Source organism: Pseudomonas sp. Pseusp15, assembly GCF_059492165.1.
Genome location: NZ_CP168523.1, coordinates 4,986,251 through 5,002,088 on the forward strand (window position 1 = coordinate 4,986,251; position 15,838 = coordinate 5,002,088).

Consider the following 15,838-nt stretch of genomic DNA (forward strand, 5'->3'; position numbering starts at 1 on the left):
CCCGCGCAGTTTAACGCGAGTCGGGGCGCATTTCCTCCTATCAGACGTGATACACCCAATAGAGTTCATGCGCGGGGTTGAGCGTAGTTCGAAATGGGCCGCGATTGGGCGCCAGTTTCGATATTTTTGGTGGCAGGAAGGACGTCTTCGCGGGCAAGCCTCGCCCCTGCAGGAGCGGCTTGCCCGCGATCTGGCGCGCAGCGCCAGCCATCCTCAGGATTTAGCAGCAGGCTTGCGCAGCAAACTGAACGCCATCCCCCCCAGAAACAGCACACTGAGCAGCAACACCGCCCACAACCCGATCTTTTTCCAATTCGTGCCCAGCACCGTTGGTGCTGTCGCCGCCGGGGTCACCACGGCCCCGCCGTCCACCGTCGCCTTGCCCAGCGTCGCCAGCTTCGCCGCGCTGTAATCGGGAATCAGCGTCGACAATGGCAAGCTTGCAGCCTTCACCGTCGCACTTCCCAGCGCCAGCGTATAAGGCCCGGCACCGCGCGCCAGGAACACCAATTGCGTGGAGCGCACGGCATACCGCACGGTGGGTGCTTCGGCACCCAGGCCACCGCCGCGTTCATCCACCGTCAGTTTCAATTGCTGCACGGTCTGGCCCGACAACTGCAATTCGTTCTGCACCACATCCTGGCCATTCTGGGTCAGGCGATAGAGCAAACCGTTGGTCAGCGGTTGCCACGGCAGGCTGGTCTCCCGGCGCCCCGACAACGTTACCGGTGCCAGGCTGTTGGGCTGATTCAGCTCGACCTGCAAGCGCTGGACGTTCAACCCCATCGGCAATTGCCAGATGTACTCACCGGCCTTCACGCTGCTGCCGGCCAAGGGTTGCGACCAGACCAACGGCAGCGGCAAGGTGCGAGGGTTGGTGCTTTCCAGCTGCGCCGAGGTCAGCACTGGCGCCGACTGAGGCGAATTCCAAAGCAAACGCAGATAGCGCGCCGATTGCCCCGGCAGGCCGACTTCATGTTGCTCGACCCGTTCGTCGGCAAACGTCAGACGCGCCACCTGCCCTTCACCCCACGACTGCCAATGCTGCAAATCGTTGCTGGCTTCGATGCTGAAACGCTGGAAGCCGTCGCGTTCACTGGTCCAGTCGAGGATTAATTGCTGCAACGGCGCCTTGATGCCGCTGGCATCGAGTAACCAGCCGCGCAGCTCTTCTTCGCCCGCCTCCAACTGGCTGGACGGCTGCACTTCGATCAACGTGCCGTTGGTGTTCGATTGCACCCGTACGCTCGGCGTGCGTTCGCTGGCATCCGCCGAGTTGTACAACGGGAACCACTTTACGTCGGTCAGCGTGCGGTTTTCGTGGGTCTGAGCAGGCTCTCGGGCCAAAGCGTACGCCTGAGGCTCACCGGCGGCGTTGAACACGCGCACATCGCTGAGATCGGTTTGCCGCGCGTTCAGTTGCACGCCCAAGGGCAATTCCAGGCGATACCACGGGCCCTCGCCGCTCACAGACAATGGCACCTGCGTGGCGAAGTCCGCAGGTTTTTCCTGCGCGCCAGCCGACAGTGTCACCCCCAGCACAACAGCAGCCCACCAGCCCAGGTTCAGCTTCTGACTCAAGATGACACTCCTTCGGTTTCAGGGGCCGGTTTTTCAGCACCCGGCACGGCTTCGGCACGCTTGGGTGGCAGCGGGGCGAAATAGCCCACCACCAACAGCAACACGCCAACGCCGATAAACGACACGATCCGCGCCAACCCGCCGCGGTTACTCAATTCAACGAAGAACAGCTTGGCGACCACCAACGCGATCAGCCCTGCGCCGATCAGCCAGACTTCACGGCGGTGACGCAGATGCCCACCGATCATCAGACTCAGGGCCATCAGCGTCCAAACGATGGACAGGCCGGCCTGCACCAGCATCGATTCAAGCAGCAGATCCAGCGCGAACGGCACGCCACCCCAGTGGTGGGCCGCGCGCATCACCAGCGCGGTAAAGAAGGCGAACAGTGAAACACCGGCAATCACCTGCGTGGCGTTATCGGTGTAATCCTTGCGGATCGCCAGTTGCGTGACTGCGTTGCGGGACCAGACATAAACGCCGAACAGGGCGAACAACAGGCCCAGCTCCAGCGGGTTGATCAGTGGCACATAGGGCAACGGCTCGGCGGTGCCGTCGCTGGCCATGTTCGCCAGCCAGAACCAGCCGAGCATCAACAACGCCAACGGCGCGGCGGCATAGACCCGGTACTCGCGGGGATAAGCCGACACTGGCCATGGCCACGCGCGCGGTGCGGCCATCAGCACCAGATACAGGCTCGGCAGAATCGCCCAGCCCAACCAGCGCCAGGCGTTGTACTGCTCCGACAACAGCAGCAAGCCATAACGCAGCTCCAGGGCCAACACGCCGATCAATAGCCAGCAACCGAGTACATGGGCGGTGCTCTGGGCTTTTTCGGGCAGCATCGACGCCAGACGCTGCAACGAGATGAAATGCACGACGAACACCGCGGCCCAAACCAGCCAGCCGAAGTTGGCGGCCGGGTGATAACGCGAATGCCAGGCCGCGAGCAACACCAGACCGGCGGCGGGAATCAGCAAGGTGCAGAGCAAACCCAGCGACGACCACTTCAGGCGCAGCGCCAGCACCGCCCACAGCGCCACACTCACCGCCGCGACCGCCAGCAACAACGTCGCTTGCAGGTTCACAGGCGCAAAACGCAGCACTTCGCTGATCCACGCCAGTGCCCACCAACCCGTGCCCCACACCAGCAACACTTCGGACAAGCGCTGCAGGCTCAACACATCGAAAGCCGAAGCATGGTTGCCTAGCTGCAAACGCCAGGCCCCGACAAATGCCGCCAGTCCCAGCACCAGCGGTGTCCAGAACCCGCTATGCGCCAACGGTCGCAACCCTTCGCTGAGCAGCGGCCCGAGCAGGTCTGGCCCGGCGAACAGGAACGCTACGCCGCCGATCACCTGCAACAGCAGACCAAAGACAAAACTCACACGCTGCTTCAGGTACAGACTCAGCCAGATGATGAACAAACCACTGGCCGCCCACACCGCACTCGCGGTTTGCCACGGCAACACGAACAGCACAGCCAGGTTGATCAGCACCAGACCGGCCAATAGCACCACCGACAAGCCACGCAACAAACGCACGTCACTGCGCACCATTTCGTCCCGGGCCGCCAACAACATGCCGGCGATCAGTGCCAGCCCGATCAAGGATGCGCTGAGCAAACCGCTCCAGCCGGCGCTGAATACCGCAGCCGAGTCTCCGCTCGCCCCTCGCAGCCGCACCAGGAACAACGCACCGCCAAGCAGTTGCACGGCGAACGCACTGAACAGGAACGCCCGCGATTGCAGGCGCAGGCCGACGAACAGCGTCGCCAACCCGGCCAGCGCCCAACTGATCGCCGTGCCGTGAGTGAAGAAAAACAGCGGCGCCAGCAGATAGAGGAACGTCAGGCCCAGGCAGGCCAGCACCGGCAACCCCTGGCGTTCCCACGGCAACGCCTGTTCAGGCAACGCTTTGCGTAATTGGTAGAAGCTGAACAGCAGCGCCACGCCGAGCATCAGCGCCCCCAGCGGCGCACCGTCGAGCAGGCTGCTCTCGCCGCTGCGCAATTCGCTGATAAAAGCCAACGCCGAGCCCAATTGCAGCAGCAAGGCAAAGGCCCGCGCCAGCGGCCGTCGTTGACGCAGGCCGAGCCAGAAAATCCCCGCCCCTTCCACCGCCCAGGCTGCGGCAGTCCAACGCGCATCAAGCCCCAGAGGAATCGCCAGACTGGCGAAGATCACCCCCAGCGCCAGACAGGTTTCGGCCAACAACAGTGCCCGGCCCCCCATCAGCAACCGGGCCAGCCCCATGTAAATCATGCCCAGGGCCAAGGCGCTGAAGGCCGCGGCAAATTCAAAGTGCTCCACCAGCGCGAACTGCAGACCGAAGCCCACCAACGGTGGCGCGAACAGCATCATGCCGTCGACGTAATCGCCCTTGTGCGCCGACCAGCGCAGCAGCGCTTCACGGCTGTCGTCCTCGGGCGCGTCGCGCATTTCCAGCAACTTGCGCCGGGTGAACAACAAACCGATGGCCAGGTACATCAGGAAGAACAGAATCAGGAACGGCTCGGTACTCCACAGCAGCTCCGGTCTATAGGAGCGCAGGCCCCAGGCAAAGCCGATGCCGAAGGTGCCGACAAACCCGATCAGGTTGAGCAGCCGCCAGGCCTTGAACCACGCGATGGCGAGGATGCCAGCGTTGAGCAGGGCGAAATAGCTGAACAGCGCGACGTGATTGCCGGCGCCGGTGGAGGTCAGGATCGGCGCGGCGAAACCGCCCAACGCGGCAGCGGCGGCCAGGCCCAAAGCATTTTGGGTAATGGCGAGAATCGCCGAGAACACCGTCACCACCACCAACAGGCCCAATGCTGCCTTGGGATCAAGCAACGGATGCAGACGCATCGCGGCAAATACCGTCAGGTACAACACCGCGATCCCGGTGCCTTGCAGCATCAGCGCGTAGTTGCTGTTGCGCAGTCTCAGCCACCAGCCCAGGGCGAGCAGGCCCAAGGCCGCCGCCGCGACACCGGCGTAGCGCAACTCGATCGGCACCACCATGCCTTCGGTGGCATAACGCAACAGGAAAGCCAGGCCGAGGAACAATAGCACCACGCCGACCCGCAATACGGTATTGCCGCCGAACAGCCAATTGCGTGCGCCGCTGATGGCGCGCTCGATGAAGTTCGGGCCGCGCGGCTCGGCCGGTTGCTGCGGTTCGCGGGCGACCGGCTCGGGCTGCCAGACATCGGCGGGCAACGGACGACTGGTTTCGGCAGCGGCTACGGTGATGGGTTCGAATTCGGGGGGTAGCTCCCAGACCAGCTCCGTGGGTGCGACAGGGGCTTGCTCAAGAATGATTTCAGGCGACTCAGCGGGTTCGCTGACAACCGGTTCGCCTGGTTCAGGTGCCTTGGCACCCGACACTTCCAGCAACGCCAGTCGCTGCTCGACCGCATTCAGCGCAACCTGAGCCTGATCGAGTAAACGTCGCTGCTCGGCCGTTTGAGTGCTCAAGCGGCCGATACGCATGGCCTGGCCGAGACCCAGCCCGAGCAAAGCGCCCAACAGCGCCTCGCTGAACGACTCGTCAAGAATCCAGCCCAGCAGCAGCCCAATCAGCATTAACATCCATTGCATGGTCGATATCCCTAAGCGGCCCCGTGGCGGGGCTGATCCGTGCGATACAGCCTCTGGCTCAGTCTAGTGAGCAGACACCCGGAGTCCAGTGTGGGAGCGGCGGTGCGCCGCCCCCACACTGGGGTCAAGTTGGCGCTTAGTATATCGATCAGGCCCAACGGACGTTGGGCCTTGCGCACATTTGTTGCTAAAAATTACTCCAAAGCCTTCCAGATATCCGTTGCGTACTCGCGAATGGTCCGGTCGGACGAGAACCAGCCCATCCGCGCGGTGTTCAATACCGCCGAGCGCCACCACTCTTTCGAGTCGTGCCAGTGAGCTTCGACCCGCATCTGCGCGTTCCAGTAAGAGTCGAAATCGGCGCAGACCAGGAAGCGGTCGTAGTCCACCAGCGAATCGATCAGCGCGGTATAACGGGACGGATCGTCTGGTGAGAACACCCCGCTGCGAATCGCTTGCAGCACGTCGTTGAGCCGATGGGAGGCGGCGATGTCCGGCGCGGCGTTGAATTCATGGTTACGCTTGCGCGCTTCCACTTGCTGGGCGCTGAGACCAAAAATAAACATGTGCTCGGCACCGATGCGCTCGCACATTTCCACGTTGGCCCCGTCCAGGGTACCGATGGTCAGCGCGCCGTTGAGGCCGAATTTCATGTTACTGGTGCCCGAGGCTTCGAAGCCGGCAGTGGATATCTGCTCCGACAGGTCCGCCGCCGGAATGATGCTCTCGGCCAGGCTGACGTTGTAGTTGGGCAGGAACACCACTTTGAGCAAGCCGCGCACCGTCGGGTCGTTGTTGACCACCCGCGCAATGTCGTTGGTCAGCTTGATGATCAGCTTGGCCTGGTGATAACTGGCCGCCGCCTTGCCGGCGAAGATTTTCACCCGCGGTACCCAGTCGGTTTCCGGCTCGGCACGAATCGCCTGATACAGCGCAACGGTGTGCATCAGGTTAAGCAACTGACGCTTGTATTCGTGGATCCGCTTGACCTGCACATCGAACATCGCCGCCGGATTGACCGCGATCCCCAGCCGCTCATGAATCAGGTACGCCAGGGCTTTCTTGCTGTGCAGCCGCTGTTCGGCGAACTGCTTGCGAAATGCAGTCTTCTCGGCAAACGGCTCCAGCGCGAGCAAGTGCTCCTCGGGGTTGTCCAGCAGGCTCGGGCCGAGGGCGTCGACCAGCATGGAGGTGAGTTCGGGGTTGGCCTGATAGAGCCAGCGGCGGAAGGTAATGCCATTGGTCTTGTTGTTGATCCGGTCCGGGTAAAGCTTGTGCAGCTCGGAGAACACCGTGCTGCGCATCAGCTGCGTGTGCAGGCCGGACACGCCATTGACGCTGTGGGAACCCAGGAATGCCAGGTTACCCATGCGCACGCGGCGACCGTTGTCTTCCTCGATCAGCGAAATCGCACGCAGCACGTCGAAATCGTGAACACCTTTGGCTCGCAACGAGTCGATGTGCTGGGCGTTGATCAAGTAAATGATCTGCATGTGCCGGGGCAGCATCCGCTCCATCAGACTGACCGGCCAGGTTTCCAGCGCTTCCGGCAACAGCGTGTGGTTGGTGTACGACAGCGTGTCGACCGTGATCTGCCACGCCGCATCCCACGCCACGTCATAGACGTCGACCAACTGACGCATCAGTTCGGCCACGGCGATCGAGGGGTGAGTGTCGTTGAGTTGAATGGCGGCGTGATCGCCCAGGGTCAGCACCGAGGTGTGCATGTTGCGATGGCGACGCAACAAGTCCTGCAAGGACGCGGAAACGAAGAAATATTCCTGGCGCAGGCGCAACTCCTGGCCGGCCTCGTTGCTGTCCGCCGGGTAAAGCACGCGGGAGATACTTTCTGCCCAGGCCACTTCCGCGACCGCGCCCAAGTGGTCGCCCGCGTTGAAGCGCTCCAGATGCAATTCTTCCATGGCCCGGGCGCGCCACAGCCGCAGGGTGTTGACGCTTGCACCACGCCAACCGACCACCGGGGTGTCGTAGGCGATGGCCCGCACGGTTTCCGACGGGGACCAGACTTGCCTGGACTTGCCGGCTTCATCGGTCACGGTTTCGACACTGCCGCCGAAACCGATCGGGTAGGCCACCTCTGGTCGTTCGAACTCCCACGGGTTGCCGAAGTCCAGCCAGTGTTCGGTCTGCTCCTGCTGCCAGCCGTCGACGATGGCCTGGCGGAACAAACCGTGTTCGTAACGAATGCCATAGCCATGGCCGGCGATGCCGAGGGTCGACATGCTTTCCATGAAGCATGCCGCCAGACGTCCGAGGCCACCGTTGCCCAGTGCCGCATCGGGCTCCAGCAGACGGATGCGTTCGATGTCGACCCCCAGTTCGGTCATGGCCTCGCGGGCTACATCGAGCAAGCCGAGGTTGCTCAGGCTGTCGTAGAGCAAGCGACCGATAAGAAATTCAAGGGAAAGGTAATAAACGCGTTTCTGGCCTTTGCGGTAGATCTGCCGGGTGTGGTCCATCCAGTGCTCGACCATGTGATCACGCGCCGCCAGGGCAATGGCTTCGAACCAGTCATGGTCGAAGGCGTGATCCGGGTCTTTACCCACCGCGTAAGTGAGCTTGGTCAAGACGGCGTCGCGGAATGCGGCCACCTCTGCTTCGCGAACAAGTGGTTCTTGAGTCATCGATAAGACCTCGAGCGAGCGTGAAGTTGTCTGAGCCTAGTCGGTCTGACAGACCGTAGAGACTCTGGTTCGGCAGTTTTTCCTGTTAGTACGAGATAGATCGACATTACGTTGTCGTGGGCCAGAAACAATGCAGGGGCCGTGCCGGACACAGGACTATTTTGCGACAAGCAAAAAAAATCTGGCGAAAGGTTGTTCAAAAATCCACCAGTCCCGGTATGATCGCGCGCCCTGATGCACACGCTGGTAACAACCGATGATGAAGCCCAACCTGATCGCCGCCGCGGAAATCGATCGCCTCGATACCTGGGCCAAGTACTCTGCCCCAATGTGCGGCTCGTGCATGTCCAGTTGCTGCACGCTGCCGGTCGAGGTCAAGATCAAGGATCTGATCCGTATCGGCATCGTCGACGAATTCGAACTGGGCGATCCACCCAAGAACATCGCCAAGCGCTTGCAGAAGGAAGGGATTGTCGAGCGCTACAACCAGAAGTCCGAGATCTTCACCCTCCAGCGCATGAGCAACAACGATTGCCTGTACTTGGATCGTAAAAGCCGTTTGTGCACTATTTATGATAAGCGCCCGGACACCTGCCGCAACCACCCGAAGATCGGACCGCGGCCAGGGTATTGCGCGTACAAGCCTAAAGAAGTGGTGCGCGAGACCAGCAGCTCCAGCCGCACCCTCGAAAAGTTTTAAAGCCGCCTCGATCCCCGTAGCAGCTGTCGAGCCCCAGCGAGGCTGCGTTCGGCAGCGCAGCAGTCGCAGGCCTGAAAACACGATTTATATGATGCACCGCAGCGTTTGATTTCACGACTGCTGCGCAGTCGAACGCAGCCTCGCAGGCTCGGCAGCTGCTACAGCCAGACAAACAAAAACGCCCCCGGCCTTTCGACCGGGGGCGTTTTCATTCAGCCTGAGTTAACTCAGTTCTTGGCTTTCTTGGCAGCGCGGGTACGCTCGCCTTCGTCCAGGATCTTCTTACGCAGGCGGATCGACTTAGGTGTCACTTCGCACAGCTCGTCATCCTGGATGAATTCCAGGGCCTGTTCCAGAGTGAAGCGAACAGGTGGAACCAGGGCGATGGTTTCGTCTTTACCCGAAGCACGCATGTTGTCGAGCTTCTTGCCTTTGGTTGGGTTGACGCCCATGTCGTTGTCACGGCTGTTCAGACCAACGATCTGACCGTTGTAGATCTCTTGACCGTGTTCAACGAACAGCTTGCCACGCGCCTGCAGGGTTTCCAGGGAGTAGGTCAGCGCCTTGCCGGTTTCTACCGATACCAGAACACCGTTCTGACGACCGGACATGTCGCCGGACTTCATGGTGTCGTAGCGATCGAAGATCGAGGTCAGGATGCCTGCACCGTTGGTCAGGGTCAGGAACTGGTTACGGAAACCGATCAGACCGCGAGCAGGGATGTTGTACTCCAGACGAACACGGCCTTTGCCATCCGGCACCATGTTGGTCAGGTCGCCTTTACGCAGGCCCATCTCTTCCATGACCTTGCCCTGGGATTCTTCAGGGGTGTCGATGGTTACGTTTTCGAACGGTTCCTGCTTCACGCCGTCAACTTGACGGATGATCACTTCCGGACGACCAACGCCCATTTCGAAGCCTTCGCGACGCATGGTTTCGATCAGTACCGAGAGGTGCAACTCACCACGGCCGGAAACCTTGAACTTGTCAGCCGAGTCGCCTTCTTCAACGCGCAGTGCAACGTTGTACAGCAGCTCTTTGTCCAGACGTTCCTTGATGTTACGGGAAGTCACGAACTTGCCTTCTTTACCGCAGAAAGGCGAGTCGTTTACCTGGAAGGTCATGGAAACGGTTGGCTCGTCAACGGTCAGAGGCTTCATCGCCTCGACGTTGTCCGGCTGGCACAGGGTGTCGGAGATGAACAGCGAGTCCATACCGCTCACGCACACGATGTCACCGGCAAACGCTTCTTCAACGTCGATACGGTGCAGGCCGTGGTGCCCCATCAGCTTCAGGATACGACCGTTACGCTTCTTGCCGTCGGCGCCAATGGCCACGACTGGAGTGTTCGGCTTGACGCTACCACGAGCGATACGGCCAACACCGATAACACCCAGGAAGCTGTTGTAGTCCAGTGCCGAGATTTGCATCTGGAACGGGCCTTCACGGTCAACTTTAGGAGCCGGTACGTTGTCGACGATCGACTGGTACAACGGGGTCATGTCTTCAGCCATGTCGGTGTGGTCCAGACCGGCGATGCCGTTCAGGGCCGAGGCGTAGACGACTTTGAAGTCCAGCTGTTCTTCGGTAGCACCCAGGTTGTCGAACAGGTCGAAGATCTGGTCCAGAACCCAGTCCGGACGCGCGCCTGGACGGTCAACCTTGTTGATGCACACGATTGGACGCAGGCCGGCTTCGAACGCCTTCTTGGTCACGAAACGGGTTTGCGGCATAGGGCCGTCTTGAGCGTCAACCAGCAGCAGAACGGAGTCGACCATCGACATTACGCGTTCAACTTCGCCGCCGAAGTCGGCGTGGCCCGGGGTGTCCACGATGTTGATGTGGTAGCCGTTCCAGTTGATGGCGGTGTTTTTCGCCAGAATGGTAATACCGCGCTCTTTCTCCTGGTCGTTGGAGTCCATCACGCGCTCGTCGTTGAGCTCGTTGCGCTCCAGGGTGCCGGATTGACGCAAGAGTTTGTCTACCAGGGTGGTTTTACCATGGTCAACGTGGGCAATGATGGCGATGTTGCGTAGATTTTCGATCACTTGTGTATCTCGATCAGAGGATTCGGTGTGCTGACAAGTCTTGGCAGCGATTAACAGTAGCGTCCGTACAAGCCGTTACAACTTGACGGTGGCATCGGGGGGCCGGTGACGCAGGCCACAGGCAAACAGCCCCGGGCACTTAGCTCGGTCGATAAACGCGCACATTGGCATGCCCCTCACTGAGCAAATGGTGGGCATGCAGGCGACTCATCACGCCTTTGTCGCAATACAGCAGGTACTGGCGAGTAGGGTCCAGTTCCTTGAAACGAGCGTTCAGTGCATAAAACGGCATCGTCTGTACCTCGATACCAGGAAGCTCCAGCGGGTCGTCTTCGGCGGCATCCGGGTGACGGATATCGATGATGATCTGGCCCGCCAGCGCTTCGCTGACTTCTTCAATCTGCAAGTCCTGGCCCAATTCGTCGATCACCCGATCGATCGGCACCAGTTTGGCGTTCTCGAGCGCGCGCTCAAGGACTGCCATGTCGAATTCTTTCTCTTCGTGCTCCACGCGGTAGCGCTTGGCCGCCGTCTTCGGATTGACCGAGATGACCCCGCAGTACTCCGGCATGTGCCGGGCGAAATCGGCGGTGCCGATCTCGTTGGCCGTGTCGATGATGTCCTGCTTGTGACTGGCGATCAGTGGACGCAAGACCAGCTTGTCGGTCACGCAGTCGATCACGGACAGGTTCGGCAACGTCTGGCTCGACACCTGGGAGATCGCCTCACCCGTGACCAGCGCTTCGATGTGCAGTCGATCGGCAATTCGGGAAGCAGCGCGCAACATCATACGCTTCAAAACTACACCCATATGACTGTTATCGACTTTCCCGAGAATTTCTCCCAGAACTTCCTCGAACGGCACACTGACAAATAACACGCGTTGGGAGCTGCCGTACTTCTTCCAGATGAAGTGCGCGACTTCCATGACGCCCAATTCGTGGGCGCGTCCGCCCAGGTTGAAGAAGCAGAAGTGGCTCATCAGCCCGCGGCGCATGATCTGGTAGGCCGCAACGGTGGAATCGAAGCCGCCGGACATCAGTACAAGCGTCTGTTCCAGGGCCCCGAGCGGATAACCGCCGATGCCGTTGTGCTGGCTGTGGATCACGAACAACCGTTGGTCGCGAACTTCGATACGGACTTCGATTTCGGGCTTTTTCAGGTCGATCCCGGCGGCACCACACTGACGGCGCAACTGGCTGCCGACATATTTCTCGATGTCTATCGAACTGAATGGGTGCTTGCCGGCGCGCTTGCAGCGCACCGAGAAAATCTTCCCGGCCAGCGCATCGCCGTAGTGCTGCTTGCACTTCTCGACGATGTCGTCGAAGTCGCCCAGCGGGTACTCGTCGATCTGCAAAAAGTGCGCGATGCCCGGCGTGCAAGTCAGGCGCTCGCCCATCTCTTTCAGGACCTTGGGGTCGCTGACGCGGGTTTCCAGCTCGAGATTGTCCCACACACCGTTCACCACCACGGCCGGGTCCAGGTCGCGGAGCACGGTACGGATGTTTTTGGCCAACTGGCGGATGAAACGCATCCGTACCGGGCGGCTCTTGATGGTGATCTCGGGGAAGACTTTTACGATTAGTTTCATGAAAACAGCGCGCGCAGGGCCAGCCGAAAAAGGGGGGCGCGGATTATAGCGGAAATTGCTCAAGGTTTAACCAGTTAATGTGCAGAAGGTTTTGCATGCACCAAAACAGGTCATTTACGGAAATCGACGCTACATTACAGGGCGATATTTTGCGCTTTATGGTGCGCCGCCCCCTTGCAAGCGTGATATTGGGGCAAAAAACCCATGATGAGGCACTGGCATGCAATTTGCTCCCTTGTGAGGCAGGTTGCCATGGCAGAGTATTCGCGCCGGCATCACCCACATTTAAGGGCATCCATTACTAGCCCTAAGCCACCCGGAGGACACTATGTCGAAGTCGGTTCAACTCATCAAAGATCATGACGTCAAGTGGATTGATCTGCGCTTCACGGACACCAAAGGCACTCAGCACCACGTGACCATGCCGGCTCGCGATGCGCTGGATGAAGCTTTCTTCGAAGAAGGCAAAATGTTCGACGGTTCCTCCATCGCTGGCTGGAAAGGCATCGAAGCTTCCGACATGATCCTGATGCCGGACGACACCACTGCCGTTCTCGACCCGTTCACCGAAGAGCCGACCCTGATCCTGGTTTGCGACGTGATCGAGCCTTCGACCATGCAAGGCTACGACCGTGACCCACGGGCGATCGCCAAGCGTGCCGAGGAATACCTGAAGTCGACCGGTATCGGCGACACCGTATTTGTGGGTCCAGAGCCTGAGTTCTTCATCTTCGACGAAGTGAAGTTCAAGTCCGACATCTCTGGCTCGATGTTCAAAATCTACTCCGAACAAGGTTCGTGGATGTCCGACCAGGACGTGGAAGGCGGCAACAAAGGCCACCGTCCAGGCGTCAAAGGCGGCTACTTCCCGGTTCCGCCGTTCGACCACGACCACGAAATCCGTACCTCCATGTGCAACGCCATGGAAGAAATGGGCCTGACCATCGAAGTTCACCACCACGAAGTGGCGACTGCCGGTCAGAACGAAATCGGCGTGAAGTTCAACACCCTGGTTGCCAAGGCTGACGAAGTTCAGACCCTGAAATACTGCGTACACAACGTAGCTGACGCATACGGCCGCACCGCGACCTTCATGCCTAAGCCGCTGTACGGCGACAACGGTTCGGGTATGCACGTTCACCTGTCCATCGCCAAAGATGGCAAGAACACCTTCGCTGGCGAAGGCTATGCCGGCCTGTCCGACACCGCTCTGTACTTCATCGGCGGTATCATCAAGCACGGTAAGGCTCTGAACGGCTTCACCAACCCGTCGACCAACTCCTACAAGCGTCTGGTCCCAGGTTTCGAAGCTCCAGTGATGCTGGCCTACTCGGCTCGCAACCGTTCCGCTTCGATCCGTATTCCTTACGTGTCCAGCCCTCGCGCTCGCCGTATCGAAGCCCGTTTCCCGGATCCAGCAGCCAACCCGTACCTGGGCTTCGCTGCACTGTTGATGGCTGGCCTGGACGGCATCCAGAACAAGATCCACCCTGGCGACGCAGCTGACAAAAACCTGTACGACCTGCCGCCTGAAGAGGCGAAAGAGATCCCACAAGTTTGCGGCAGCCTGAAAGAAGCCCTGGAAGAGCTGGACAAAGGTCGTGCGTTCCTGACCAAAGGCGGCGTTTTCAGCGACGACTTCATCGACGCTTACATCGCTCTGAAAAGCGAAGAAGAAATCAAGGTTCGTACCTTCGTACACCCACTGGAATATGAGCTGTACTACAGCTGCTGATCCGGTAGCGCTGCACTACGCAGCGTGACAAAAGAGAGGCCTCCTTCGGGAGGCCTTTTTTGTGGGCGAACGTCTGTCATCGAATGCCCGGTTGCGTGCATCATGGCCTTCACCCGATAAAGTCGAGATCCTCCATGCACCTACGCTCATCCCTTGCCTTGCTCACTGCCCTGCTGGCCAACAGCGCTTTCGCCAGCCCGGCACCTGCCGCCCTCGCCCCACTGCTTGGCACCATCGAGGAGCGCCTGGCGATTGCCGATCAAGTCGCGTTGAGCAAATGGGACAGCGGTAAACCCGTCGAGGACCGTCAGCGCGAGCGTGAGGTGATTGCCGGCGCCGTTGCCCTGGCACCTGCTTATAAATTGAGCAACGAAGCCGTCGAACAGTTCTTCTCGGCGCAGATCGAGGCCAACAAACTGGTGCAATACGCGCATTTGTCTGACTGGCATGCGCAAGGCAAGGCACCCAACGATCCTCGCCCCGACCTCGTCGGGCAGATCCGCCCGCAACTTGATCAGTTACAAAAACGCCTGCTGCAACAACTGGCCGATTTCAGCCCTTATCGCAACGACCCGCAGTGCCCGTCCTGGCTGGCCAAGGCCAATAAAACCGGCACCCAAGTATCTCTGCGCGAGCTCGCCAAGGTACGCGCCAGCGCTGAGTTGTGCAGCGCCAGCCGCTGAGCCGGCCTGCCGACATGCGCTGATGTGCTCTATGCTCAGCGCTTAGTCGCCACGAACGGAACAGGGCCGGACACTTGCCCAACGGCCAATGGAAGCCTGCAATGCGCTCATTGTTGTTATGCCTGCTCGTACTGATCGCCCTGCCCGCCGCTGCGCAGATCTATAAGTACACCGACGCCAATGGCAACACCGCCTACAGCAATCAGCCGCCCGACGGCGTCAAAGCCCGGCCGGTCGAATTGCCACCGCTCAACAGCGTCGAGCGTCAGTCGCCCAGCGAACCCGTAGCACCGCCGCAAGCCAGTAGCCGTGACCAACCGCACAGCGCCTATCAGGTGCTGGAGCTGAGCGGCCTGCCCACCGAAGAAGCCTTGCGCGCCAACAACGGCACGTTCACCGTCAGCGTATTGATCAATCCACGCCTGCAAGGCACTCATCGATTGAGGCTGTTACTGGACGGTCAACCCTACGGCCAGCCGAGCAACGTGCCGACTCTGCAACTGGTGAACATCGACCGTGGCGAACATAACCTTGCGGTTCAGGTGATCGACGGGCAAAACGTCGTGCAACAGAGCCCCACCGTGACGCTCACCGTGCAACGGGTGCATAAACCTTGAGGGCCTGGCTGTTGATCGCGTGCCTGGTCAGCCTGCCGGCGATGGCCGAGGTCTTCACATATATCGACGCTCAGGGTAATCGGGTCTTCACCGATCAGCCGGGCGCCCGCAACGCCAAACGTGTGCCGTTGGCGACAAGCAATCGAATGTCAGCCAACCCGAGTGGCGCAGCGCCCATGACCGCTGCGAAAACAAACCCGGCCAAACCACTGTTTCATTACGACATGCTTCGGGTGCTGGTGCCGGAACCGGATGCCACGATCCGTAGCAGTGCCGGTGAGTTGATCGTCAGCGTTACCAGCGAACCCGGCCTGCAACAGGGTCATCGTTACCGTTTGCTGCTGGACGGCCAGCCCACCGCCGAGCCCGGCCCCAGCCCGGTGTTCGCCCTGAGCAATATCGACCGCGGCAGTCACAACCTGTCGGTGGAAATCCTCGACGAACAGGGCCGCACCGTCGAACGCACGGCCAATCAACCGTTCCATATGCTGCGCATTTCCCTGGCGCAGAAACGCCAAGTCAAACCCTGCACCCTCACCGACTACGGCCAACGGCCGGAATGCCCCCTTAAAGACAAGCCTGAAGAAGAAAAAAGCGCCTTCTTGCCCTTCTTCTAACCTCGTTCAGGTTTGCGCACTATATTGGTGCAAA

The 15,838-nt window shown here is 60.1% G+C and carries 10 protein-coding genes; 5 read left to right on the forward strand and 5 right to left on the reverse strand.

Translation table 11 applies throughout. The annotated features are described in order from the left end of the window. Positions 1–213: 213 nt before the first annotated feature. The 3 genes from ACEN8R_RS22465 to ACEN8R_RS22475 all read right to left on the reverse strand — a co-directional run bounded on the left by ACEN8R_RS22465 (position 214) and on the right by ACEN8R_RS22475 (position 7,810). Positions 214–1,581 (reverse strand): DUF3999 domain-containing protein, encoded by a 1,368-nt coding sequence (locus tag ACEN8R_RS22465; protein WP_018929192.1) that lies wholly within the window; start codon positions 1,579–1,581, stop codon positions 214–216. Continuing rightward, positions 1,578–5,165 carry a DUF2339 domain-containing protein gene (locus ACEN8R_RS22470; protein WP_026286652.1) on the reverse strand — a complete coding sequence of 1,196 codons (3,588 nt, stop codon included), beginning with the start codon at positions 5,163–5,165 and terminating at the stop codon, positions 1,578–1,580. The genes ACEN8R_RS22465 and ACEN8R_RS22470 overlap by 4 nt, the downstream gene beginning before the upstream one ends. Positions 5,166–5,359: 194 nt before the next feature. Beyond that, positions 5,360–7,810, reverse strand: a complete 2,451-nt coding sequence (locus tag ACEN8R_RS22475; RefSeq protein WP_018929194.1) for a glycogen/starch/alpha-glucan phosphorylase — start codon at positions 7,808–7,810, stop codon at positions 5,360–5,362. 259 nt (positions 7,811–8,069) lie between these two features. Here ACEN8R_RS22475 and ACEN8R_RS22480 point away from each other — a divergent pair, with 259 nt between their 5' ends. Further along, entirely contained in the window at positions 8,070–8,510 is a 441-nt protein-coding gene (locus tag ACEN8R_RS22480) for a YkgJ family cysteine cluster protein (protein WP_026286653.1), read from the forward strand. A 227-nt stretch (positions 8,511–8,737) separates the two neighbouring features. Here ACEN8R_RS22480 and typA read toward each other — a convergent pair whose 3' ends face one another. Further along, positions 8,738–10,558 carry a translational GTPase TypA gene (typA, locus tag ACEN8R_RS22485; RefSeq protein ID WP_008028025.1) on the reverse strand — a complete coding sequence of 607 codons (1,821 nt, stop codon included), beginning with the start codon at positions 10,556–10,558 and terminating at the stop codon, positions 8,738–8,740. Between the two features lie 139 nt (positions 10,559–10,697). Then, positions 10,698–12,152, reverse strand: coding sequence for a tRNA uracil 4-sulfurtransferase ThiI (thiI, locus tag ACEN8R_RS22490; RefSeq protein WP_026286654.1), 1,455 nt, complete (start codon positions 12,150–12,152; stop codon positions 10,698–10,700). Between the two features lie 328 nt (positions 12,153–12,480). On the opposite strand from thiI, the gene glnA reads away from it, so the two are divergent. The 4 genes from glnA (at position 12,481) to ACEN8R_RS22510 (ending at position 15,804) form a co-directional block, all read left to right on the forward strand. Further along, complete coding sequence (gene glnA / locus ACEN8R_RS22495) at positions 12,481–13,887, forward strand: glutamate--ammonia ligase (protein WP_018929197.1); 1,407 nt, start codon at positions 12,481–12,483, stop codon at positions 13,885–13,887. Positions 13,888–14,021: 134 nt separating this feature from the next. Further along, positions 14,022–14,570 carry a chorismate mutase gene (locus tag ACEN8R_RS22500; RefSeq protein ID WP_495624369.1) on the forward strand — a complete coding sequence of 183 codons (549 nt, stop codon included), beginning with the start codon at positions 14,022–14,024 and terminating at the stop codon, positions 14,568–14,570. Positions 14,571–14,671: 101 nt separating this feature from the next. Continuing rightward, positions 14,672–15,187 carry a DUF4124 domain-containing protein gene (locus ACEN8R_RS22505; RefSeq protein ID WP_018929199.1) on the forward strand — a complete coding sequence of 172 codons (516 nt, stop codon included), beginning with the start codon at positions 14,672–14,674 and terminating at the stop codon, positions 15,185–15,187. Next, complete coding sequence (locus ACEN8R_RS22510; protein ID WP_019020933.1) at positions 15,184–15,804, forward strand: DUF4124 domain-containing protein; 621 nt, start codon at positions 15,184–15,186, stop codon at positions 15,802–15,804. Before ACEN8R_RS22505 ends, ACEN8R_RS22510 begins: the two co-directional genes overlap by 4 nt. Positions 15,805–15,838 lie beyond the last annotated feature (34 nt).

Excerpts from the sequence above, each read along its gene's own strand:
- ACEN8R_RS22470 (WP_026286652.1), bottom strand. The coding sequence starts at position 5,165 with ATGCAATGGATGTTAATGCTGATTGGGCTGCTGCTGGGCTGGATTCTT.
- ACEN8R_RS22475 (WP_018929194.1), bottom strand. The coding sequence starts at position 7,810 with ATGACTCAAGAACCACTTGTTCGCGAAGCAGAGGTGGCCGCATTCCGC.
- ACEN8R_RS22480 (WP_026286653.1), top strand. The coding sequence starts at position 8,070 with ATGAAGCCCAACCTGATCGCCGCCGCGGAAATCGATCGCCTCGATACC.
- thiI (WP_026286654.1), bottom strand. The coding sequence starts at position 12,152 with ATGAAACTAATCGTAAAAGTCTTCCCCGAGATCACCATCAAGAGCCGC.
- glnA (WP_018929197.1), top strand. The coding sequence starts at position 12,481 with ATGTCGAAGTCGGTTCAACTCATCAAAGATCATGACGTCAAGTGGATT.
- ACEN8R_RS22500 (WP_495624369.1), top strand. The coding sequence starts at position 14,022 with ATGCACCTACGCTCATCCCTTGCCTTGCTCACTGCCCTGCTGGCCAAC.
- ACEN8R_RS22505 (WP_018929199.1), top strand. The coding sequence starts at position 14,672 with ATGCGCTCATTGTTGTTATGCCTGCTCGTACTGATCGCCCTGCCCGCC.